Origin of the sequence: Stenotrophomonas sp. PFBMAA-4, from assembly GCF_030053215.1 — a bacterium.
In the GTDB taxonomy this organism is placed as follows: domain Bacteria; phylum Pseudomonadota; class Gammaproteobacteria; order Xanthomonadales; family Xanthomonadaceae; genus Stenotrophomonas.
On the sequence record NZ_JASGBW010000009.1, the window covers coordinates 25890 to 47272 of the forward strand.

The window sequence follows — 21383 nt, forward strand, 5'->3', positions numbered from 1 at the left end:
CGGCACCCACCCGGTCGATGGCGGGCCCGGTAGTGCCGGCCGCTGGCCGGCAATCTCGAGATCCCGGAGGTTTCATGAAGTTGCCGGCCAGCGGCCGGCACTACCCTTTTGCAGGGATCAGCCGTTGTCGCGCAGGAACCGGGCCATCGAGGACACGCCGGGCACGCGCGGTTCGAATTCGCCGGCCACGTCGATGAAGCCGCGCATCACTGCGATCTCGCGCGGGCTGCGGTTGAGGCTGTCGCGCACTTCCGGATCGGCACCGGCGCGCAGCAGGCGCTGTACCAGCAGCGGCAGGCCGTGCAGGGCGGCCAGGTGCAGCGGGCCGAAGCCGCGCGGGTCACGCACGTCCAGGCTCACGTCCTCATCCAGCAGGCGCTCCACCGCAGCCATCACCACCTGTTCGTCGCAGGCGGTGCCCGGCTCGGCGCGTGCGCCCAGCAGCAGCAGCAGCGGGGTGACCGAACCGGCCGCGGCCTGGTCCGGCTCGGCGCCGGCCAGCAGCAGCGTATCCAGCAGGGCCAGCAGGCGCGAACGGTCGCGGGCGCTGAAGCCGTACAGCGCCGCGCAGTGCAGCGGGCCCAGCTGCTGGGCATCGCCGGCATGCACGTCGGCACCGGCGGTGAGCAGGCGCGCGACGATGTCCGGCAGGCCCAGCGCGGACGCCAGCATCAGCACGGTCACCCCGCCTGGCAGGCGGTGTTCCAGCTGGGCACCGGCGTCGAGCAGGGCCGAGACGATATCCACCTGGCGCATGCTGACCGCCGCCGACAGCGGGGTCGCGCCACTGGCCGCGCCATGCTGCGGATCGGCGCCACGCGCCAGCAGCAGGTCGACCACCGCCAGGTGGCCACCGCCGGCGGCGCGCAGCAGCGCGGTGCAGCCCTGCGCATCGACGGCGTCGATGGCAAAGCCCAGATCGTTCAAGCGGCGCACGGCATCGACGTCACCAACCATGGCTGCAGCCGGCAGGTCGCTTTCGCGCAGCGTGCGGCGCGGCAGCGGCCACACCCGCCAATCCAGCCAGTCGGCGAGGTCGCGGCGGCCGATCGACAGCGCCACGCCCAGCGGCGTCTGGCCATCGGCAGCACGCGCTTCCGGCGAAGCGCCGTGCTGCACCAGCAGCTTCAGTGCGCCTTCGCGGGCAAGCGCGGTCGCCAGGTGCAGGGCGGTCATGCCGTGGCTGTCGCGGGCTTCGCGGTCGACACCGGCATTGAGCAGGGCCTGCTGCAGGCGCAGCCAGCCCAGGCGCACCGCCAGCGACAGCGGCGGATCACCGGCCGGCGAAGCGGCGAACGGATCGGCACCGCGCTCGAGCAGTTCCAGCGCCAGCTGCTCCAGGCCGCGTGCGGCCTGGTCGTGCTGCGCGCAGGCAGCGAGGAAGCGGGCCAGGCCACCGCGGCCGGCCGGCGACAGGCCACGCTGCAGCATCACCTGCAGCGCCGGCACCGCGTCGATGCCACGCGACAGCAGGGCGAACATGGGGGTATCGGCACAGGCGTCGCGCACGTACGGGTCGGCGCCGTGGCCCAGCAGCCAGTCGACCGCACGCGGTTCCAGTGCCAGCTCCGGGTCGAGCAGCAGCCCGCCCAGTTCTTCGGGCTGGCACAGCTTGGCCAGCGCGGCCATGCCTTCGGTATTGCCGAAGCCCAGCGCTTCGCGCAGCAGGGTCAGCGGCGGGCGGTCGGGCAGCAGGCCGCTGGCACTGGCGGCCTCACCGCGCTCGGCCAGGCCATCGCTGACCGCCGCCGGCAGCGGGTAGGACGGGTCCAGCAGGGCCACGATCGCCCAGCGGCCGGCCTCGGCGGCGTAGTCCACGGCGCGGCGGCCGAGCGGATCGCTGGCATCGGCGGCGATGCCCAGGTCGACCAGGCGCTTGACCAGCAGCGGCGAAACATCCTCGGCCATCGCGGCCAGCAGCACGGCATTGCGGCCTTCGCCATCGACAGCGACCAGGTCGGGCTTGTGCGGCAGCAGGTGTTCGATGGCGGCGGCGCGGCCGGCGCGGGCGGCTTCCAGCCACGGCGTGCGGCCCAGCGCATCGCGCGCTTCCAGGTTCGCCCCCGCCCCCAGCAGCACGCCGATGATCTCGACATGGCCGGCCAGGGCAGCTTCGTGCAGCGCGCTGCGGCGCTGGCGGTCGCGCGCGTCGGCGCGGGCCTTGTGCTTGAGAAGCAGCTGCACGCCGGCCGGATCGTCGTCCTCGGTGGCGGCGGCGGCCAGCAGCACCGGCGTGCCATCGCTGGGCTCGCTGCGCGCACCGCGCTCGAGCAGGAAGCGGGCCAGGCGCCAGTTGCCGACCTGGCAGGCCACGGCCAGCGGCGACCAGCCCTCGGTGTTGAGCGCATCCACTTCGGCGGCGGCATCGCGCAGCAGCGCGGCCACGCCCGGGTCGGAACTGCGCGCAGCGTGGTGCAGCGGCGTGTTGCCATCGCTGTCCACCGCGCGCGAATCGGCGCCGTTGGCCAGCAGGGTCATCACCGCTTCGGGGCGGCCATGCCAGCTGTCGCGGGTCGCGGCCAGCAGCGGGGTCATGCCACGGTGCGGGGCATTCACATCGACCCCGCGGCCGATCAGGTCGCGCAGCAGGCGCAGGTCGGGCAACACGGCAGCGAGCACGGCCAGGCTGCGCTGGTCGCGCCAGTGCGGGTCCGGCAGCGCGTACGGATCGGCACCGGCCTGCAGCAGCTGCAGCGCGCGGTCGATACGGCCGTGGCGGGCCGCCTCGTACAGCGCCGGGGTCAGTTCCTGCGGCGCCATCGCTTCCAGCGGCGTGCTTTCGGCGGCGGCATTGAACAGGGCCTCGGCATCGCCGCTCGGCAGTTCCTGGGTGCTGCTGCGCAGGCTGACCATCGGCGCCGGTGCCACCCGCTGCAGCAGCAGGTGCAGGGCCGGCGACAGCAGCAGCGTGGCCAGCGCGGCGGGCCAACCGGCGCCTTCCGGCAACAGTCCCGGCCAGGCCGGCAGCACGATCAGCGCGGCCAGGGCGACCACGATCACCGCCACCAGCAGGCCGCGCCAGGCGGTCAGGTCACGCCCGGCCAGGGCCTGCCAATGCTGGGCCAGGCTGCCATCAAGGCGTTCGACATCGTTCCACAGCGGCCAGGTGCGCCAGGCGGCCAGCAGCCCGGCGCTGACCAGCACACTCAGGCCAAGCACGGCCGCCAGGCTGCCGCTGTCGCGCAGCGCGGCCAACGGCCATGCCAGCAGCAGCGCCAGGCCGGCCGGGGCAGCGGCCCACAGCACTGCCAGCGCCGGCAGGTCCTGCCGCGCAATCAGTTGCGGTGGCAGCAGCGAGCGGCTGCGCCGCCACCACGACACGCCCAGCGCGAACGCCGGCTGCGCCAGTGCGGCGAGCACGGCACCGGCCAGCCCGCCCACGACCGAACCCAGCGCCAGCACGGCGCCGAAGACGAAGGCGATCGACAGTGCGCGCGGGCGCGACAGCTCAGTCATAGTGGCGCCGCATCATGCTGGTCACCGAGGGCGGCACCTGCAGGTAGAAGCCGCGTTCGGCCAGCTCGCTGCGGACCTTGTCCGGGTCGGCCTGGGCCAGCCGGCGCTGCGCATCCAGGGTCACTTCGAGGACGAACGAAAGCGCACCCAGCGAGGTGACCAGCGCCGCAGGCAGCGCGCTGAAGTCATCACGACGGGCGAGGTAGACGTAGGTGTCCGGCTTGAGTTGGCTTTTATAGACGTAGGCGTGCATGTCCGCGGGACGATAACCCGGGAAGAGCCATGATTGTGTCGGAAAGCCGACACCGGGGAAAGCCATCGCGCGACGATGACGGCGCGATCGACGGCGTTTCCCCGATGGGGTTCAGCAATGTGGCGATGGCGTTCAGCCTGCCGCCACCGGCCTCAGTTGGCCGCGACCTCTTCGGTCAGCTGCGGATCGAAGGTGGGCGCCTGCAGCCAGCGCACCACGTCGCCGCCCAGCGCTTCGGCAATCTGCTCCAGCGTGGTGCAGGCGCGGAAGGTGAACGGCCGGTTGGTGGAACGCTTCAGGGTGAAGTTGCCGACCACCTTCCCGTCCTCCTTCAGCTCGCCATAGATACGGCCCCACTTCGGCCCGGAAATGGCACCGCCACCCGCAGCGTGCGCCTTGGTCACCACCAGGTGCAGGTTGCGGCCGGCGCCGTCCTCGCTGTCACCCACCACCACCGCACCGTCGGCATGGCGCACGATGCTCTGGCTGAGGTACTGACCGAAGTGGCATTCGTCGCGGATCAGTTCGCCACCCACGCCCTCGCGGTACGGCACGTCGGCGGTGATGAGGATGGGTGCGCCGGCGGCCTGCGCCTGGAGCGCGGGCACGCACAAAAAAACCGCTGCCAGGGCAGCGGCGTGGATCGACTTCATGGTGTTCCCCCTGTAGACCGCGTCCCCGGCACACCGCCGGGGACTACGGCAATGCTTACTTTACCTTGGCGTAGGTGCCCTTCAGCGCCACGCCCGCCAGGATCGCGCCGGCGTAGCACTCGTAGTTGGTGGCGCTCTTGAACTCGTTCTTCTTGTAGTAGCTGACGATGTCGACCACGGCGTTGGCGCCGCGCGACTTGGCGCCATCCTGCAGCGCGCGCAGCGCCGACAGGGCCACCCAGCGGCAGGCTTCCTCGTCGCTCTTGTTGGCGGCGTTGGTCTTCTTGTTGGTCACGTCCTCGCCCAGGCGCTGCTGCACGCTGACCGGCTGGCCGGCCAGGTAGAAGCGCACGCTGCCGTCGATGCCGGCATCCTTGGCGGCCTGCGAGCTGACCAGCTCACGCAGGGACTGCTCGACGCGGGTTTCGCGGGCCGAGGCGGTGGTGGTCAGGGCCAGCATTGCGGTGGCCGTGGCGATCATCAGGGTACGACGCATCGAAACTTCTCCTTGTTCGGGGTGCGGGTTTGGGGTGCGGTGTGGGGCGGTGGATCATTCGCTCCAGCGGCGGAACACCAGCGAGGTGTTGATGCCGCCGAAGGCGAAGTTGTTGCTCATCACGTACTCGGCCTGCAGTTCGCGGCCCTGTCCGGTGATGAAATCGAGCTGGCCGCAACGCGGGTCGACCTCGCCCAGGTTGAGGGTCGGGGCGAACCAGCCGGCGCGCATCATTTCGATGCTCATCCAGGCTTCGAACGCGCCACAGGCGCCGAGCATGTGGCCGACGTAGCTCTTCAGCGAACTGATCGGCATGCGGCTGCCGAAGACCTGGGCGGTGGCCTGGGTCTCGGCGATGTCACCGTGGTCGGTGGCGGTGCCGTGGGCATTGACGTAGTCGATCTGCGACGGCTGCAGGCCGGCATCCTCCAGGGCCAGGCGCATGGCCTGGGCCATGGTGTCGGCGCTGGGCTGGGTGACGTGCTGGCCGTCGCTGTTGGTGCCGTAGCCGACGATCTCGGCGAGGATCGTCGCGCCGCGGGCCTGTGCGTGTTCCAGGTCTTCCAGGATCAGCGTGCAGGCACCCTCGCCCAGCACCAGGCCATCGCGGCCGGCATCGAACGGGCGCGGGGTGGTCTGTGGTGCATCGTTGCGCGTGCTGGTAGCGAACAGGGTGTCGAACACCGCAGCGGCAGTGGCATCGAGCTGTTCGGCACCGCCGGCCACCATCACCGTCTGCTTGCCGCTGCGGATCGATTCATAGCCGGCGCCCACGCCCTGGCTGCCCGAGGTGCAGGCGCTGGAGGTGGTGTAGACGCGCCCGGACAGGCCGAAGAACACGCCGATGTTGACCGGCGCGGTGTGGCTCATCATCTTCAGGTAGGTGGTGGCGCTGATGCCGTCGGTGGTGAATTCGTGCAGCATGCGGCCGAATTCGCCGGTGGCTTCATGGCTGCCCGAAGACGAGCCATAGGCCACGCCGGCACGGCCGCTGCGCAGCACCGGGTGCTCGAACAGGCCGGCCTCGCGCAGGGCGACTTCGGTGGCACGCACCGACATGATGGCGACCTTGCCCATCGAGCGGGTGGTCTTGCGGTTGTAGTGCGGCGGCAGGTCGTAGTCCTGCGCCGGCGCGGCCAGCTTGGTGTTCAGGCCGGCATAGACATCCCATTCGGGCATGCTGCGCACCGCATTGCGGCAGCTGCGCAGGTGCGCTTCGATGGTCGGCCAGTCATGGCCGAGCGGGCTGATGGCGGCGGCACCGGTGACCACCACGCGACGATCGGCGGCCATCAGATCATGCCCCCGTTCACCGAGATGACCTGGCGGGTGATGTAGCCGGCCGGCTCGGACAGCAGGAAGGCGACGGTGGCGGCCACTTCCTCCGGGCGGCCGACACGGCCGGCGGGGATCAGCTTCAGCGCATGGTCGACCACTTCTTCGTTGAGCATGTCAGTCTCGATCAGGCCGGGGGCCACGCAGTTGACGGTGATCTGGCGGCTGGCCAGTTCCAGCGCCAGCGCCTTGGTGGCACCGATGATGCCGGCCTTGGCCGCACTGTAGTTGACCTGGCCGCGGTTGCCGGCCACGCCGGACACCGAGGACAGGGTGACGATGCGGCCCGGCTTGCGCCGCCGCACCATCGGCATGATGAGCGGGTGCAGCACGTTGTAGAAGCCATCCAGGTTGGTGTGGATGACCTGGTCCCAATCGTCCTCGGACAGCGCCGGGAAGGCGCCATCGCGGGCGATGCCGGCATTGCAGACCACGCCGTAACAGGCGCCGTGCGCGTCCACGTCCGCGTCCAGCGCTGCACGCGCGGCCGCCCGGTCAGCGACGTCGAAGGCCAGCACGCGGGCCTGCTGGCCCAGTGCCTGGATCTCGGCCGCCACGGCCTGTGCTTCGTCCACGCGGCTGCGGCAATGCACCACCACGTCGAAGCCGTCGCGCGCGATGCGCAGCGCGATGGCCCGGCCGATGCCCCGGCTGGCGCCGGTCACCAGCACGCTTCGATTCCCTGTCATGCCTGTCCACTCTCCAGATATGCCATCGAGTCGGCCGGTTCGAACACCGACACGTTGGCGACCGCCCATTCTTCATCGCCTGCCAGGATCCGGCAGGCGAACACCCCCAGCCCATTGTCGCCCAACAGCTCGCAGCGCGCGTGTACGCGCAGCTGGCTGCCGCTGGGGAAGCTGCTGCGCGGGCTGGTATAGCGCCGGCTGCCGAGCAGGAAGCCCAGCTGCGGCGGGTTGCCGGCCACGCGGGCACGGCAGCCGGCCCACGCCGCGATGGCCTGCGCCATGTACTCGATGCCGACCCAGGCCGGTACGCCGCCGTCCTCGATGAACAGCCCTGCGGCGGGCACCACCAGTTCCGCTTCGATGCTGTCCTGGTCCCAGCGCACGATGCGCTCGAGCAGGCACATGTCCTGGCGGTGCGGCACCACGTCTTCGATCGCGAACAGGGGCAGGCTCATGCGGCCACCCCCTGCAGTGCGAGCACGGCATTGCTGCCGCCGAAGGCGAAGGAATTGCTCAGCACCCGCTGCGGTGCCCGCGCCAGGCGGGTGCCGGGGGCGACCAGCGGCAGCGGCGGCAGCGCCGGGTCCGCGCTGCCGTCCCACCAGTGCGGCGGCAGCCGGTGGCCCGGGTTTTCAGCCAGCAGGATCCAGCACACGGCGGCCTCGATGGCCCCCGAGGCGCCGAGCGTATGGCCGGTCAGCGGCTTGGTCGAACTGGCCGGCACCGCGGTGCCCAGCACCTGGGCCACGGCCACGCTCTCCATCGCATCGTTGTGGCCGGTGGCGGTGCCGTGCAGGTTCACGTAATCCACGTCCTGCGCATCCCAGCCGGCGCGCTGCAGTGCCTGCTGCAGGGCGTCGATCGCACCCAGGCCCTTCGGGTCGGGCGCGGACATGTGGTGGGCATCGGCCGATTCGCCCCAGCCGGCCAGCTGCACCGGGCCGGCGTCGCGGGTCAGCAGGAACAGCGCGGCACCTTCGCCGATGTTGATGCCGCAGCGGTGCTGCGAGAACGGGTTGCAGCGCAGCGCCGACACCGACTCCAGCGCGCTGAAACCGGCCACGGTGAAGCGGCACAGCGAATCGGCGCCGCCGGCGATGACCGCATCGACGATGCCGGCGCGCAGCATGCGTGCGGCCGACATCAGCGCCTTGGCACTGGAGGAACAGGCGGTGGACAGGGTCCAGGCCGGCCCCAGCGCACCGCTGCGCTGGCGCACGAACTGCGCGGCCGTGCCCATTTCCTGCTGCGCGTAATCGAAACCCAGCGGCCACTCGCCCGTTTCGGCGCGGGTACGCAGGGCCTGCTCGGATTCACCGATGCCCGAGGTGCTGGTGCCCAGCACCACCGCCACGCGCGATGCGCCATAACGGGCGATGGCGGCCTGCACCGACGGCGCGATCTGCGCCAGGGCCGCGTCCAGCAGCGCGTTGTTGCGGCCACGCAGGCCCACCGGCAGGTCGTCCAGCGCGGGCAGCGGCGTGCGCACTTCGCCCAGCGCCAGAGTCTGGCCCGGCAGCAGGGTGTCGTTGTCGCTGAGCCCGCCCGGTGCATCGGCGAACAACGCCGACGCCACGGCCGCACGGCCCTCGCCCAGCGCACAGACCACGCCCAGGTCGTTCAGGTAAATCGCTGCGGTCATTTATCCTGCCCGGCCATGTCGATCGATTCGATGCGCAGGGCATAGCCCTCGGCGCGGTTGTCCAGCTGCACGCTGCCATCGTCCAGGCGCTGCAGCTGCAGCCACACCTGGCCATCGCGCGAGAGGCTGCGCTGCTGGCCATCGTCGGCCACCTGCCAGCCCGCCGGCAGCGCCGCGGCGATCGCGGCGGTGGGCCACAGCGCGAACTGCAGGTCGTCCAGCACGCGCTCGGCACGCACCTGCGGCGGCAGCCAGGGCGCACGCTGCTGGGTCAGCTGCTTGCCGTCCCACTGCAGGCGCACGCCGGTCTGGCCCATCGCCTGCACGGCCAGCTGCACCTGCTGCGCGTCCGCTTCCAGCAGCGCATCCAGGTCACGTTCGTGGCTGCCGAAGCGGAAATGCAGCTGCTGCTGCAGCGCCAGCGGCGCCGGCAGGCTGGCCGGCGGCAGGCGCAGCGGCGGCAGTTCAACCAGCGGGCGCGGCATGCGGCTGGCACAGGCGGCCAGCAGCAGGCACAGCAGCACCGCGCTGACGCGGACGATCAGGCGCTGCACAGTTCCTCCAGCACGCGCATGCGGCGGCCGTTGGGGTCGGCTACGTAGGGGTTGTTGGTGTCCCAGGCGTAGCCGGCCAGGATGGAGCTGATCATGTCACGCACTTCCGGCTGCTGGTCGGGGTGGTAGATGATCTTCTGGAAACCGCCTTCGTACCAGCTTTCGACGAAGCGGCGGAAGGTCTTCACGCCGGCGCGCAGCGGAATCGAGAACTCGTTTTCCCAATCGACGGTTTCACCGGCGTAGCGGCGCCTCAGGCATTCGCTGGCCAGCTGCGCGGACTTGAACGCGATGGTCACGCCGGAGGAGAACACCGGGTCGAGGAACTCGCCGGCATTGCCCAGCAGCGCATAGCCCGGGCCCCACAGCGAGCTGACGTTGGCCGAGTAGCCGGTGATGCGGCGCACCGGCAGCACCGCCCATTCGGCGTTGGCCAGCAGGCCGGTCAGGTTCGGATCCTCGCCGACGATGGCCTGCAGCTTCTGCAGGTCGTCGCCCTCGTAGCGTTCGAAGAACGACGGTTCGGCGACCACGCCCAGCGAGCAGCAGCCGTTGGAGAACGGGATGGTCCAGTACCAGACGTCGATGTGCTCGGGGTGGGTGGTGATGAGGATCTTGTTGCGGTCGAAATCTGCTTCGGCCGGAATGTTGTCGCGCACGTGGCAGAAGATCGCGCCACGCACCGGAAAGTTGGACGGCGATTCCAGGTTCAGCAGGCGCGGCAGCAGGCGCGCGAAACCGGAGGCATCGAGGATGAAGTCGGCTTCGATGCGGTACTCGCTGCCATCGGGACGGCGCACGTTCACCGCCGGGTGCTCGCCGGCTTCCACCGCCAGCACTTCGTCGCCGAAACGCAGGGTGGTGCCCATGCGCTCGGCACCGCGCGCCAGCACGTTGTCGAAGTCGGCGCGCTGCACCTGGTAGGTGGTACCCCAGCCCGGCGAGAACTTCCTGCGGAAGTCGAACGCGGTACGCGCCTCGCCATGCACGAAGGCCGCGCCGTTCTTGTGCTGGAAGCCCGCTTCCACCACGTCCTGCAGCAGGCCGGCGGCCTCGATGTATTCCATGCTCTGCGGCAGCAGGCTCTCGCCGATCGAGAAGCGCGGGAACTGCTGGCGCTCCAGCATCAGCACCTGGCGGCCCTGCTGGCGCAGCATGGCCGCGGCAACCGAACCGGCCGGGCCCGCGCCGATGATCAGGATTTCAGTACGTTCGACATCGGTCGGATCTGCAGGAACATCCACGGCAGTAGTCATCGGTGCGTCCTTGTTGCTCGATCAGGTGGAAAGGAAGAGTGTGCGGTGAAGCGTGGTCAGGCCGGCGGCAGGTCGTGCGGCGGCGGGCGGAACAGCGGCGAGATCAACCAGACCAGGCCGATGCCGAACAGCAGGGTGAGGCCGAACGCACGCAGCGCCGGCGTCTGTGACAGGCCCAGCAGGCCGAACGACAGCCAGGTGCTGGCCGCACCCACGCACACCGCCAGCCACGCGCTGGCATCGCCGCGGTGCTCGATCAGGAAGATGCCGTAGTCGATGCCCATGCCCAGCAGCAGCATCAGCGCCAGCACGTTGAACAGCTGCAGCGGCTGGCCGAACAGGCCCAGCAGGCCCAGGGTGAGCGCACCGGCGATGAGGGTGGGCGCGAACACGCGCCAGGCCTGGCGGCGGTAGCGCAGCCACAGCGCGCCGAACACCAGCGCGATGCCGACCAGCAGCAGCCCGCCCATCAGCTTGCGGTAATGGCCCAGCAGCATGGAGAAGTCGGCCGTGCGGTCGACCCAGCGCACGCCGGGCAGGCCCTCGGCCGCGCCCTGCAGGGTGGCCAGTGCATCGGCGCGCGACAGGTCATCGACCATCACTACGCTGACCATCTGCCCGCCCACCGCACCCACCCACAGGTGGCGGAACGGCTGTGAGGCTGGCGAGGCGAGGAAGGCCTCGGCAGTCAGCGGCGAAGCGGCGAAGGCCGGCCGCGGCAGCGGCTCGCCCACGGCTTCGGACACCGCCGCCAACACGCCCGGTTCCACCCTGGCGGTCAGCGCGGCATCGGCCTGCTGGCGCGCCGGCGATGGCAGCCAGTCACTGATCGCGCGGTAGCCGCCGATGCGCTTGTCGCTGGCCAGTGCGCGCAGGCGTCCGGTCAGCGCTTCTTCGCGCTCCAGCAGCTGCGCCGCGTCGGCGCCCTGCACCAGGTAGAACTGTGCCGGGCTGGGCATGCCCAGCAGCTGGCTCAGGCGGATCTGCTCGGCCATCAGTGCCGGCGGCGAGGACTGCAGGCTGCGCAGGTCGTCGTTGCTCTGCAGGCGCACGATGCCGATGGCCGACAGCGCAAGCGCGGCCACGACGAACACCGTGACCGGGCGCGTGCCATGCAGGCGCGGGAAGCGCTCCAGGGTGTTGCCCAGCCACTGCGAGAAACGGGTCTGGCGGATCTCGCCACCGTCCAGCCACGGGAACCAGAAGATCACCGTCAGGAAGGCGCCGGCCAAGCCGACCACCGAGAACAGCGCCATCTGCCGCAGGCCCGGGAACGGGGCCAGGCCCAGTGCCAGGTAGGCCAGCGCGCTGGTCACCAGCGCCAGCCACAGGCCGGGCAGCAGGTGCTTGAGCAGTTTCCAGCGGCGGTCGGCCGGCTCGGCCTGGCGCGAGGCGAACCAGTGGATGCCGTAATCCTCGGCCACGCCCACCAGCGACGCGCCGAACACCAGGGTCAGCACGTGCACCTTGCCGAACACCAGCACGGTCACCGCCAGCGCCACGCCGCAGCCGATCAGCAGCGACGCGGCCACCAGCAGGATCGGCCGCAGCGAACGGAAGGCCAGCCACACCAGCAGCAGCACCGCAGCCAGCGAGCCCCAGCCGATCGTGTTGATTTCCTGGTTGGCCTGCACCGCCGCCGCTTCGGCATGCAGCGGCACGCCGGCATGCAGGATCTCCAGATCCGCTGCGGCGGCCTTGGCGGCCAGGCCGGCGCGCTCGAGCAGGCCGTCGATATGGCGCTCGCCATCAAGCTGGAAGGCTGAGCCGGGCGTATCGAACTGCAGCGCGGCCCAGTGCTTGCCCTCGGCTTCGAGCAGGCCGTCATCGCCCAGGCGCAGGCCGGAGCCCTGGGCCTGCTGCTGCCACCATTGCGGCCACAGCGACAACGGGTCCTGCCGCCAGTCGGTCAGCCGCGGCGCGCCCATCGGGCCGTACAGCGCGCCCAGCGCCTGTTCGGCCAGCGCACCCGGTTCGGCCTGCTGCAGCTGTTCGCGCTGGGCCGGGGTCAGCAGGCGGTCGCGATACGGCGCGTAGAACGCGCGCGCTTCATCGAACCAGCCTTCGATCGAACCGCTGGGCACCAGCAGCCCGCTGTCGGCATCGCTGGCCATGGCCTTGGCGAAGGCGGCCTGCGCGCGCTTGGCGGCGGCGCCATCGGCACTGCCCAGCAGCACCACCACCTGGCGCGAGCTGCCATCGGCGATGCGCCGGGTCACATCACTCAGCAGGCGGTCGTGCGCATCCTGCGGCAGCAGGGCGAGGATGTCGGTGTCGATCCGCGATTCCTGGCTCCACAGGCGCCATTGCTGCGCGCCCAGCACCAGCAGCACCAGCAGCCAGGCAATGCCCAGCCAGTGCCACCAGCGGCGCAGGCGCTCCGAGCCCTTGCCCGCAGCCACGTCAGGTACCTCAGTCAAAGCGGCGCGCCTCGTCGGCGGACAGGCTGGCAGGCGCTTCGCTCAGCGCGCTGAACTGGATCTGCGTGCGGTCCTTGTTGGCCTCCACGATCTCCACCTGGCGCACGTAGCGGTCGCCCTGCAGGGTCAGCGATTCGAAGGCCTTGGCCAGCATCGCCGACTTCGGGGTCAACTTCAGCCGCCAACCCTGCCCCTCGCGGCTGGCCTGCACGTTGAACTGGCTGGACAGTGCCTGCACGTCACCGCTCATCAGCGCGAACATGATCGCGTTGACCGAGCGCATTGCCGGCTGCTGCCGCGCGTCCAGTTCGACGCGGGTGCTGCCATCACGCTGGCGGCTGAGGATGCGGTCAGCGGTCACCACCACTTCGGAGGGGAACGGCTTGAGCGTGGTCCAGATGACGCCGTGCTGGCGCGCGACCACGAACTGGCCCTGCGAACGCAGCGGGTTCTTGAAGCCGCTGACCTGCTTTTCCTGGGTGAACTGCCCACGCAGCACGTCCGGGCGCGCCACCGCCTGGGTGATCGCATCGACGTTGGCATCGGCGGCCTGCACCAGCGGCGCGGCGGACAGCAGCAGCGCGCACAGCAGCACGCGCGGGAAGCGGGTAAAGGGATTCACGGGGCAGGCACTCCAAGACGCTGCCACAGCACCGGCGGGCACTGGTACAGCATTTCCTTGCTGGTCGCGTCCACCGCAACCTGGATGGTCATCGCACGGGTCAGCACCTGGCCGCTTTCCGCATCGAGGATCTCGTATTCGATCTTCAGCCGGTTCTCCCATTCGACGATGCGCGACACCACGCGCAGGGCCTGGTTGAACAGCAGCGGCCGCACGTACTTCACCCGCGCATCGACCACCGGCCACAGGTAGCCCGATTCGAGCATCTGCGGGTAGTCGTAGTCGTAGCGGCCGAGCAGCGCGCAGCGTGCGATCTCGAAGTACTTGAAGTAGTTGCCATGCCAGACCACGTTCATCGGATCGCAGTCATGGAAGGCCGGGGACAGCGAAATCTCGCCGACCAGTTCGATTGCCTCATTCACCGACATACAGCTCCCAGCGTTGCGCGCGGATCTCCACCAGCAGTTCCCGCAGTTCGCGATCCAGCGCGCGGTCTTCTTCGACCAGGGCGATGCGCTGCCCCAGGTCGGCGTACATGTCGGCCAGACTGCCATGCAGCTGCGCGTTCAGGCCAACCCGCTCGCGCAGGGCCAGGCCCTGGCGTGCGGCGATCAGCATTGCGGCCACCACCTGTTCAGTCAGTTCGATCACGCGCAGGCAGTCGCGCGCGGCGATGGTGCCCATGCTGACCTTGTCCTGGTTGTGGCATTCGGTCGAACGCGAGAACACGCTGGCCGGCATGGTCTGCTTCAGCGCTTCGGCGGTCCATGCCGAGACGCTGATCTGCAGCGCCTTCAGGCCATGGTTGATGGCCGCGCGGGGGCCGGTGGCCGCCGACAGGTTGGCCGGCAGGCCGTGGTTGTAGCGGGCATCGACCACCAGCGCCAGCTGCCGGTCGAGCAGATCGGCGACGTTGGCCACGGTGTTCTTCAGCGTGTCCATCGCCAGCGCGATGTGGCCACCGTAGAAGTGGCCACCGTGCAGGATGCGCTCGCCGTCGGCATCGATCAGCGGGTTGTCGTTGGCGCTGTTCAGCTCGGTTTCGATCAGCTGGCGCAGGAACGGCAGGCTGTCTTCCAGCACGCCGATGACGTGCGGCGCGCAGCGCAGCGAGTAACGATCCTGCAGGCGCTGTTCGTTGCGCGGCGGGCGTTCGCTGTGCAGGTCGCTGCGCAGGCGCGCGGCGATGCGGCCCTGGCCCAGGTGCGGCTTGGCGGCGAACAGGGTTTCGTCGAAGTGGTGCGCGTTGCCATCGCTGGACAGCACGTTGAACGCGGTCAGGCGGGTGGCCATGCGCGCCAGGTAGTCAGCGCGCTGCCAGGCCAGGCAGGCCAGGCCGGTCATCACCGCCGTGCCGTTCATGATCGCCAGGCCTTCCTTCGGCCGCAGCTTCAACGGGACCATGCCGATCTTCGCCAGCACCGGGCCGGCCGGCTGCACCTGGCCTTCGAACAGCACCTCGCGCTCGCCACACAGCACGGCGGCCACGTAGGACAGCGGGGTGAGGTCGCCACTGGCACCGACCGAGCCTTCGGCCGGGATCAACGGCAGCACGTCGTGCTGCAGCAGGGTGGCCAGGCCTTCCAGCAGCGGCACGCTGACGCCGGACATGCCGCGCACCAGCGAGGCTAGGCGCGCGGCCAGCACCGCGCGGGTTTCGGCCGGGTCCAGGTAACGGCCCAGGCCGCAGCCATGGTAGGTGTACAGGTGGTGCGGCAGCTCGGCCACCAGCGCCGGCGGAATGTTCACCGTGCACGAATCGCCGTAGCCGGTGGTCACGCCATAGATCACCCCGTCCTCGCGCAGCAGGCGGTCAAGGAAATCGGCGCCGCGCTGGATATGCGCGCGGAAGGCCGGCGCCTCGCTCAGGGCGGCATCGCACTGGCGCTGGGCCAGGGCAACCACGTCTTCGATGGTCAGCGGTGCATCGCCGAAACGGCACACGGGTACGGCGTCAATCGTCATGAGGAGCCTGGTCCCAGAAGGGGAAGAAATTGAACCAGTCCAGCGGGGACTGGATGACCTGGAGTTCCAGCCAGCGCGCGAAGCGCTGCGCCTGTTCGGCCAGTGCGGCATCGCGCGACCCGCGCGGCAGCACCACGCGATCGGCAAAGTGTTCGAACGCCACGCGATAGCCATCGCCTTCGTGCAGGCAGGACATCGTGTAGACCGGGCACGCCAGCGCGGAAGCCAGCACATAGGCACCGATCGGGAACGGTGCACGGTGGCCGAGGAATTCGGCCATCACGCTGCGCCCGCCCTGCACCGGCACGCGGTCGCCGACGATGGCCACGAAGCCACCGGAGGCCACCTTCTCGGCCAGCATCACTGCCGTGGCCGGGCCCATTTCGGTCACCTGCACCAGCTCCACCGCGGCCAGCGGGTCCAGCCGCTGCAGCAGGCGGTTGAAGCGCTGCGCATGCGCGGTGTGCACCAGCACGGTGATGCGGAAGCCCGGCACCTGCTCGGCCAGCACCTGGCACAGCTCGAGGCAGCCGATGTGCGCGGTGAGGATCAGCCCGCCTTCGCGGCGCGCGATCTTGTCCAGCACCAGGTCGCGCTGCAGGTGGATACGCTCGGGGGGATAACGGCCGCCGAGCCCGAGGATCTTGTCCAGCATCGTGTCGGCAAAGCTGAAGAAATGGCGCAGGCTGTCGCGCCAGCCCGGCGCATGGCCGAGCGCGCCGGTGTGCGCCTGCAGCCGCTGCAGGTACTGCAGCGAGGCGCGGCGGCCCACCCGGTTGCCCAGCCAGTGGCACAGCACCACCGGCCACACGCACAGGCGGAACGGCCAGCGCCCGAACCAGCGGTGTACCCAGCACAGGAACAGCACGCCGGCCACGGACGTGGATTCGCCGATGTCGGCCCAGTGCGGTGCATCGTGCGCGCGGCTCATCTCAGCCCTGACCCTGCAGGCGGCGCCACAGCAGGCGCGGGGCGCGCGGCAGCATGCCGAAGAACAGGCGGGTGTGCATGCGGCTGATGCGCACGTTGTCACGCCATACGTCGAAGTGCGAAACGCCATCGGCCGGATAGGTCACGCGGGTGGACAGGTGGTCCACCGGTACCTGCCGCCAGTACAGGCGCACCATCACTTCGGTATCGAAATCCATGCGCCGGCCGATGGTTTCCTCGCGCATCAGGCGCAGCACCGGTGGCAGCGGGTAGACCCGGAAGCCGCACATCGTGTCGCGCAGGTGCAGCGACAGCGTGTTGATCCACACCCAGATGTGGGTGGCGTAGCGGCCGTACAGCCGGGCCTTGGGCACGCTGGCATCGTAGGCGGGAATGCCGCAGATGACCGCGTCCGGCCGCGCCTGCGCGGCGGCGATGAAACGCGGCAGGTCGCCGCTGTCGTGCTGGCCGTCGGCATCGATCTGCAGCACGTGGCTGTAGCCGCGGCGCGCGGCCTCGGCAAAACCGGCCAGCATCGCCCCACCCTTGCCCTGGTTCACGTCCAGCCGCAGCAGGTCGACGCCGTCCTGCTGTGCCAGCGCCTGCAGCACCTCGGCGCACGATGCGCGCGAGCCATCGTCGACCAGCAGGCACGGCAGGCCGGCCCTCTGCACGCCATCGACCACGGCGCCGATGGCATGCTCGTGGTCGTACACGGGAATGACCACCAGCGGCGCGAAGGCGCCAGCGGCCACCACAGCGTCAGTGCGCATCGGTCAGGACCACCTTGCCGCTGGCGTGCGTGCCATGCAGGGAGGTGTAGCGGAACGTCAGTACGCCACGCCCGGCATCCCAGTCCAGCTGCAGGCTCAACTCATCACCCGGGCGGGCCACGTGCTGGAACTTCACTGCCTCCATCCGCACGAAGCCGCGCGGAAGGTCGAAGGCCTGGCGTGCGAAACGCACCGCCCAGTCCAGCTGGGCCACGCCGGGCAGGATCGCTGCCTGCGGGAAGTGGCCCTGGAAGGCGCGCAGCGATGCATCCAACGTCATCCGCAGGGTCGCCGACGTGGCCGCACGGTGGTCCCACTGCGGCACCGGCATCAGCGGCTGGAACAGCGCGGCCAGCGCGGCCTGGGTGACCTTGCCCTGCGCATTGATCGGCAACGCTTCGACCAGCCGCCAGCGGCGCGGGCGGGTGACCGCGTCGTGGCCCTGCGCCAGGCGCGCGCCCAGGCGCAGGCCGAAGGCACGGCGCGCGGCATCGCCGGCCGCCACCAGCGCTGGATCCGCCGGCACCACCACCGCCGCCAGCTGCTCGCGCTGGCCGGACAGCACCAGCACGCGCACGTCCTCTACTTCCGGGTCGTCACGCAGCGCGCGTTCCAGCGCGTCCAGCGAGACCCGGCGTTCTTCGATCTTGACGATGCGGTCGGCGCGGCCAAGCAGGCGGAAGCGGCCATCAGCCAGCGCTTCCACGCGGTCCTGGGTACGCCACCAGTCGGCGCTGTCCAGGTGCGCCGACGCCACGGCCAGGCAACCCTCCTCGATGCGCCACTGCACGCCCGGCAGCGGCTGCCACGGCGGCATGTCGGTGTCCCAGCGGCGCCAGGCGATGCCGCCGGTCTCGCTGCTGCCGTACACCTCGGTGGGCGCCACGCCCAGCCACTGCCGCACCTGCCGCGCCGCTTCTTCCGGCAGCGGGCCGCCGGAGGAAAACACCGCACGCAGGCGGCCGTGCAGGCTGGCCCAGTCCAGTTGTTCGGGCAGGCGCTTGAGGTGCGCCGGGGTTGCCACCAGCACGCTGTCGGCGGCGGCCAGGGTGCCGACCAGGTCTTCATGGAAGAAGCGCCGCGGCTGGATCTGGCGGCCCGCGGCCAACGGCCACAGCACGCGGAACAGCAGGCCATAGATGTGCTGGTGGGACACCGTGCCGTGCACCTGCACGCCGTCGAGCTGGGCGCCGAAGGCAGCCTGCAGCGCATCGACTTCGCGTGCCAGCTGGTCCATGCGCTTGCTGATCGCGCTGGGCTGGCCGGTGCTGCCGGAGGTGAACACGCACAGTTCGCAGGCACGTTCGTCCAGCGCCTGCAGCGCACGGTCGGATGCCACGGCGGCGGGCAGCAACGGGCGGTAGTCGGCCGACACATCGCCAGCGAAGCCACTGACCTGCGCCTGCAGCGCCTGCAGCGTGGCCGGCAGGTTGTCGGCGGCCAGGAACACGCGCTTGCCGGCATGCCAGGCGCCGAACAGGGCCGCGGCAAAGGCGATGGCATCGTCGAAATACAGCGCCCAGTCGCGGCCTTCGGCAGCGGCGAACGCATCGCGCCAGGCCAGCGCGCGCAGGCGCAGTGCGCTGTGGTCCAGGGCGACACCTTCACAGATACCGATGTCGCGGCCAGGCCGCGCGGTGACCAGCAACCGGTCCAGGGCGATCCAGTCAGCCATGGGCATGGGCCGCCTTCACCCGACGCCGCACCAGCCACTCGCCTGCGAACAACACTCCCATCATCACGTACGCCAACAATCCGTTGTAGAGCATCCAGACCCGGTCCGACGCGTACAGCGCGGTGAACAGGGCCAGGCCACCGTTGAGAACAAAAAAGCCGCACCACACCTGGGTGACGCGACGGGTATAGGCCACCGCGAAGGCGGGCAGGTCCGGCTCCTGCAGGCGCGCCAGGCGCTCCACCAGCGGCGGGCCGAAGCGCAGGCTGGTGGCGAACACCGACAGCATCACCACGTTCACCAGCGCCGGGTACAGCTTCAGCGGCAAGGCCTGGTTGAGCACGGTGGCCAGGCCGGCCAGCAGGCCGGCACCGGCCGCGGCGGCCCACCACAGCGGCTGCCGGGTGCTCAGCGCACGCAGCAGGGCCAGGCCGAACAGCAGCAGCGACAGCCAGCGCGGCTCGAAGCGGCCCATGGCCACGTAGACCAGCACCGGATAGGCGAGCGAAAGCGCTGCCACCACGACCATGCGTGCCCGTGCCATGGTCGCGGTGCCCGGCCTGCGGTCAGGCGGCAGCCTGGCCCGGCAGCAGACCGTGCACGACATCAACGATGTCCTGTACGGTGCGCACGGCCTTGAAGGCTTCCGGCTGCAGGTTGCGGCCGAGCAGCGGCTTGAGCTGCACGATCAGGTCGACCGCATCGATGCTGTCGATGTCCAGGTCGTCATACAGGCGCGATTCCGGGCTGATCCGGGCAGGTTCGATCTCGAAGCTGTCGGTCAGGATGCGGACGATGCGCTCGAACAGTTCATTCTTGGTCATGGCAGTTCCTGGCGCCTTACGACTGGCGGGCGGCGACGAACTCGCCGAGCGCGCGCACGCTGGAGAAATGGCGACGGGTTTCTTCCGAGTCGGCCGAGAGGCTGACACCGTACTTCTTCTGCAGGGCAAGGCCCAGCTCCAGGGCGTCGATCGAATCGAGGCCAAGGCCTTCCACGAACAGCGGCGCGGTCGGATCGATGTCCTCCGGCGTGATGTCCTCCAGTGAAAGCGAGGAAATGATCAATTCCTTGATCTCGTGCTCAAGTGCTTGCACGGGTCGGGTCTCCAGACAGGTCGAAATAACGAGTGAGGTGGTCGGTGACGCGACGGGCCGCCAAGGCATCCCCCCTTGACGCGTCATCTTCGGCCAGGAAGGGTGCGATGGCGATATCTTCGCCGATCTGCAGCCGAACGTGAAAACGACGTGAGGGCACACGATACCATTTCTGGCCCTTGGTCAACGTGGCGGGCGTGCAGCTGATACGCACCGGCGTGATGTCCAGCCGCCCGCGCACGGCGATGTTGGCAGCGCCCCGCTGCAGGCGCGGCGGCTGCCCCGGCACGGTGCGGGTTCCTTCCGGGAAAATGACCAGGGTGCCGCCGGCATGCACGGCGGCCACGCAGTCATCGACCAGGCCGGCGCCATCGTCATTGGCGATGTAGCCGGCGGCGCGGACCGGGCCGCGCATGAACGGGTTGCAGGCCACCGCGCGCTTGACCACGCAGTCAGCGTTGGGCAGCAGCGCGATCAGGCACACCACGTCGATCAGGGTCGGGTGGTTGGCCAGCACCAGCAGGCCATCGCGGTGCAGGCGCTCGCGGCCCTCCACCTGCAGCGTCATCAGGCCCAGCCGGCACATCAGCCACACGTGGCTGGCGAACGCCCCCTGCACCAGCCGCCGCGCCCGCCGCTGGCGCGCGACCGGGTCGCGCATCAACAGCAGCAGAGGCATCACGAACACGCCCAGCAGCAGCCCGCCCACGCCGAACGCGGCGAAGCTCAGGCCGGTGCCAACAACCCGCCAGGCGTGGTCGAGACGGCGCAGGGCTTCAGCCATGGCGGCTCCAGCGCCAGCGCTGGCCCTGGGCCACATGGTCGAGAGTGGGTGCAGTCGAGAGCAGGAACCGGTGCAGGTCCAGCGCGTGCGGCAGCAGGCCGGGCGCGGTATCGGCCGCAGCGGCGGCCGGTTCCCAGGCCAGGCGCAGGCCGGTGCCGGCCGTGCCGGACGGCGCAAGGCGCCAGCACCAGGCGAAGAACGGGTCGGGTTCGTCGGCGAATTCGGCGTAAACGTCGGGCAACGGTGATTCATAGACCACCACCCGCACCTCCCGCGCACCGTCGGCCAGCAGGCCGGCAGCTTCCAGACAGGCGGTTTCCACGGTGGACTGGCCAGCGGCCAGCGCCAGGTAGTTGCCCCGGTGGCCACGGGCGATGGAATACAGCGCCGCGATCGCGTTGTGCACCGACAGGCCGAAGCCGGTGGGCGACAGCGGCTCGGCGGCGGCCAGCGAGCCCAGCAGGTCCATCGAACGGGCCACGTCACCATGGCGGCTGGCAAACACCAGCGGCACTTCACTGTCGGCGCCCTGCGCGTCTTCGCACCAGCACGCAGCCTGGATGGCCATGCGGCCCAGGCGCTCGATGCGGCGACGCTGCATGGCCGGCACTTCCGCCAACGACGGCGTGCCCTCGCCCTGCGGCAGGAACGGCGCGTCGGCCCAGCCCATCCATTGGCTACGTTCTGTCAGTCCAGGCGCCCAGGCGGCCCAGTCGACAACGGAAAATTCGATCATTACCGGTGATGTTTGGATGGGCGGAAGACAGGCACGGGCCAACAGC

The 21383-nt window shown here is 70.1% G+C and carries 22 protein-coding genes; all 22 read right to left on the reverse strand.

Features of this window, described 5'->3' with window-relative positions; genetic code table 11:
• Positions 1 to 117 precede the first annotated feature (117 nt).
• On the reverse strand, positions 118 to 3456 hold the full coding sequence (locus tag QMZ26_RS07840; RefSeq protein WP_283221104.1) for an ankyrin repeat domain-containing protein: 3339 nt from the start codon (positions 3454 to 3456) through the stop codon (positions 118 to 120).
• Positions 3449 to 3709 carry a YcgL domain-containing protein gene (locus QMZ26_RS07845; RefSeq protein WP_079224213.1) on the reverse strand — a complete coding sequence of 87 codons (261 nt, stop codon included), beginning with the start codon at positions 3707 to 3709 and terminating at the stop codon, positions 3449 to 3451. Before QMZ26_RS07845 ends, QMZ26_RS07840 begins: the two co-directional genes overlap by 8 nt.
• Before the next feature lie 152 nt (positions 3710 to 3861).
• Positions 3862 to 4317 (reverse strand): hypothetical protein, encoded by a 456-nt coding sequence (locus tag QMZ26_RS07850; protein ID WP_283221105.1) that lies wholly within the window; start codon positions 4315 to 4317, stop codon positions 3862 to 3864.
• A 100-nt stretch (positions 4318 to 4417) separates the two neighbouring features.
• Positions 4418 to 4858, reverse strand: coding sequence for an excinuclease ATPase subunit (locus tag QMZ26_RS07855; protein WP_283221106.1), 441 nt, complete (start codon positions 4856 to 4858; stop codon positions 4418 to 4420).
• A 54-nt stretch (positions 4859 to 4912) separates the two neighbouring features.
• Positions 4913 to 6151 carry a beta-ketoacyl-ACP synthase gene (locus QMZ26_RS07860; RefSeq protein WP_283221107.1) on the reverse strand — a complete coding sequence of 413 codons (1239 nt, stop codon included), beginning with the start codon at positions 6149 to 6151 and terminating at the stop codon, positions 4913 to 4915.
• Positions 6151 to 6882, reverse strand: a complete 732-nt coding sequence (gene fabG / locus QMZ26_RS07865; protein ID WP_283221108.1) for a 3-ketoacyl-ACP reductase FabG2 — start codon at positions 6880 to 6882, stop codon at positions 6151 to 6153. The genes QMZ26_RS07860 and fabG overlap by 1 nt, the downstream gene beginning before the upstream one ends.
• On the reverse strand, positions 6879 to 7337 hold the full coding sequence (locus tag QMZ26_RS07870) for a hotdog family protein (protein WP_283221109.1): 459 nt from the start codon (positions 7335 to 7337) through the stop codon (positions 6879 to 6881). Before QMZ26_RS07870 ends, fabG begins: the two co-directional genes overlap by 4 nt.
• Entirely contained in the window at positions 7334 to 8524 is a 1191-nt protein-coding gene (locus tag QMZ26_RS07875) for a beta-ketoacyl-[acyl-carrier-protein] synthase family protein (RefSeq protein ID WP_283221110.1), read from the reverse strand. Before QMZ26_RS07875 ends, QMZ26_RS07870 begins: the two co-directional genes overlap by 4 nt.
• A complete protein-coding gene (locus QMZ26_RS07880; RefSeq protein WP_283221111.1) occupies positions 8521 to 9078 on the reverse strand; it encodes a DUF3261 domain-containing protein in 558 nt (185 codons plus the stop codon). Before QMZ26_RS07880 ends, QMZ26_RS07875 begins: the two co-directional genes overlap by 4 nt.
• Positions 9066 to 10334 carry an NAD(P)/FAD-dependent oxidoreductase gene (locus tag QMZ26_RS07885; RefSeq protein ID WP_283221112.1) on the reverse strand — a complete coding sequence of 423 codons (1269 nt, stop codon included), beginning with the start codon at positions 10332 to 10334 and terminating at the stop codon, positions 9066 to 9068. The genes QMZ26_RS07880 and QMZ26_RS07885 overlap by 13 nt, the downstream gene beginning before the upstream one ends.
• A 56-nt stretch (positions 10335 to 10390) precedes the next feature.
• On the reverse strand, positions 10391 to 12754 hold the full coding sequence (locus QMZ26_RS07890) for a hypothetical protein (protein ID WP_283221113.1): 2364 nt from the start codon (positions 12752 to 12754) through the stop codon (positions 10391 to 10393).
• Entirely contained in the window at positions 12747 to 13376 is a 630-nt protein-coding gene (locus QMZ26_RS07895) for an outer membrane lipoprotein carrier protein LolA (protein ID WP_079224222.1), read from the reverse strand. The genes QMZ26_RS07890 and QMZ26_RS07895 overlap by 8 nt, the downstream gene beginning before the upstream one ends.
• Positions 13373 to 13804 carry an acyl-CoA thioesterase gene (locus QMZ26_RS07900; protein WP_150453732.1) on the reverse strand — a complete coding sequence of 144 codons (432 nt, stop codon included), beginning with the start codon at positions 13802 to 13804 and terminating at the stop codon, positions 13373 to 13375. The genes QMZ26_RS07895 and QMZ26_RS07900 overlap by 4 nt, the downstream gene beginning before the upstream one ends.
• Positions 13791 to 15341, reverse strand: coding sequence for an aromatic amino acid ammonia-lyase (locus QMZ26_RS07905; protein WP_283221114.1), 1551 nt, complete (start codon positions 15339 to 15341; stop codon positions 13791 to 13793). The genes QMZ26_RS07900 and QMZ26_RS07905 overlap by 14 nt, the downstream gene beginning before the upstream one ends.
• Positions 15331 to 16272, reverse strand: coding sequence for an acyltransferase (locus QMZ26_RS07910; RefSeq protein WP_200733557.1), 942 nt, complete (start codon positions 16270 to 16272; stop codon positions 15331 to 15333). Before QMZ26_RS07910 ends, QMZ26_RS07905 begins: the two co-directional genes overlap by 11 nt.
• A 1-nt stretch (position 16273) precedes the next feature.
• Complete coding sequence (locus QMZ26_RS07915; protein ID WP_283221115.1) at positions 16274 to 17044, reverse strand: glycosyltransferase family 2 protein; 771 nt, start codon at positions 17042 to 17044, stop codon at positions 16274 to 16276.
• Positions 17034 to 18719: an AMP-binding protein gene (locus QMZ26_RS07920; RefSeq protein WP_283221116.1), complete on the reverse strand. Its 1686-nt coding sequence runs from the start codon at positions 18717 to 18719 to the stop codon at positions 17034 to 17036. Before QMZ26_RS07920 ends, QMZ26_RS07915 begins: the two co-directional genes overlap by 11 nt.
• On the reverse strand, positions 18712 to 19263 hold the full coding sequence (locus QMZ26_RS07925) for a hypothetical protein (protein WP_079224233.1): 552 nt from the start codon (positions 19261 to 19263) through the stop codon (positions 18712 to 18714). The genes QMZ26_RS07920 and QMZ26_RS07925 overlap by 8 nt, the downstream gene beginning before the upstream one ends.
• Positions 19264 to 19285: 22 nt before the next feature.
• Positions 19286 to 19543, reverse strand: coding sequence for an acyl carrier protein (locus QMZ26_RS07930; RefSeq protein ID WP_025878014.1), 258 nt, complete (start codon positions 19541 to 19543; stop codon positions 19286 to 19288).
• Positions 19544 to 19559: 16 nt separating this feature from the next.
• Complete coding sequence (locus QMZ26_RS07935; RefSeq protein WP_005411610.1) at positions 19560 to 19817, reverse strand: phosphopantetheine-binding protein; 258 nt, start codon at positions 19815 to 19817, stop codon at positions 19560 to 19562.
• Positions 19804 to 20601 carry a lysophospholipid acyltransferase family protein gene (locus tag QMZ26_RS07940; protein WP_079224235.1) on the reverse strand — a complete coding sequence of 266 codons (798 nt, stop codon included), beginning with the start codon at positions 20599 to 20601 and terminating at the stop codon, positions 19804 to 19806. Before QMZ26_RS07940 ends, QMZ26_RS07935 begins: the two co-directional genes overlap by 14 nt.
• Positions 20594 to 21337, reverse strand: coding sequence for a beta-ketoacyl synthase chain length factor (locus QMZ26_RS07945; protein ID WP_283221118.1), 744 nt, complete (start codon positions 21335 to 21337; stop codon positions 20594 to 20596). The genes QMZ26_RS07940 and QMZ26_RS07945 overlap by 8 nt, the downstream gene beginning before the upstream one ends.
• Positions 21338 to 21383: the final 46 nt, after the last annotated feature.

Bases quoted from the DNA above. Each gene is read 5' to 3' on its own strand.
- QMZ26_RS07855 (WP_283221106.1), bottom strand. From the start codon at position 4,858: ATGCGTCGTACCCTGATGATCGCCACGGCCACCGCAATGCTGGCCCTG.
- fabG (WP_283221108.1), bottom strand. From the start codon at position 6,882: ATGACAGGGAATCGAAGCGTGCTGGTGACCGGCGCCAGCCGGGGCATC.
- QMZ26_RS07910 (WP_200733557.1), bottom strand. From the start codon at position 16,272: ATGAGCCGCGCGCACGATGCACCGCACTGGGCCGACATCGGCGAATCC.
- QMZ26_RS07925 (WP_079224233.1), bottom strand. From the start codon at position 19,263: ATGGCACGGGCACGCATGGTCGTGGTGGCAGCGCTTTCGCTCGCCTAT.
- QMZ26_RS07870 (WP_283221109.1), bottom strand. From the start codon at position 7,337: ATGAGCCTGCCCCTGTTCGCGATCGAAGACGTGGTGCCGCACCGCCAG.
- QMZ26_RS07845 (WP_079224213.1), bottom strand. From the start codon at position 3,709: ATGCACGCCTACGTCTATAAAAGCCAACTCAAGCCGGACACCTACGTC.
- QMZ26_RS07905 (WP_283221114.1), bottom strand. From the start codon at position 15,341: ATGACGATTGACGCCGTACCCGTGTGCCGTTTCGGCGATGCACCGCTG.
- QMZ26_RS07920 (WP_283221116.1), bottom strand. From the start codon at position 18,719: ATGGCTGACTGGATCGCCCTGGACCGGTTGCTGGTCACCGCGCGGCCT.
- QMZ26_RS07945 (WP_283221118.1), bottom strand. From the start codon at position 21,337: ATGATCGAATTTTCCGTTGTCGACTGGGCCGCCTGGGCGCCTGGACTG.
- QMZ26_RS07900 (WP_150453732.1), bottom strand. From the start codon at position 13,804: ATGTCGGTGAATGAGGCAATCGAACTGGTCGGCGAGATTTCGCTGTCC.
- QMZ26_RS07885 (WP_283221112.1), bottom strand. From the start codon at position 10,334: ATGACTACTGCCGTGGATGTTCCTGCAGATCCGACCGATGTCGAACGT.
- QMZ26_RS07930 (WP_025878014.1), bottom strand. From the start codon at position 19,543: ATGACCAAGAATGAACTGTTCGAGCGCATCGTCCGCATCCTGACCGAC.
- QMZ26_RS07875 (WP_283221110.1), bottom strand. From the start codon at position 8,524: ATGACCGCAGCGATTTACCTGAACGACCTGGGCGTGGTCTGTGCGCTG.
- QMZ26_RS07940 (WP_079224235.1), bottom strand. From the start codon at position 20,601: ATGGCTGAAGCCCTGCGCCGTCTCGACCACGCCTGGCGGGTTGTTGGC.
- QMZ26_RS07860 (WP_283221107.1), bottom strand. From the start codon at position 6,151: ATGGCCGCCGATCGTCGCGTGGTGGTCACCGGTGCCGCCGCCATCAGC.
- QMZ26_RS07840 (WP_283221104.1), bottom strand. From the start codon at position 3,456: ATGACTGAGCTGTCGCGCCCGCGCGCACTGTCGATCGCCTTCGTCTTC.
- QMZ26_RS07915 (WP_283221115.1), bottom strand. From the start codon at position 17,044: ATGCGCACTGACGCTGTGGTGGCCGCTGGCGCCTTCGCGCCGCTGGTG.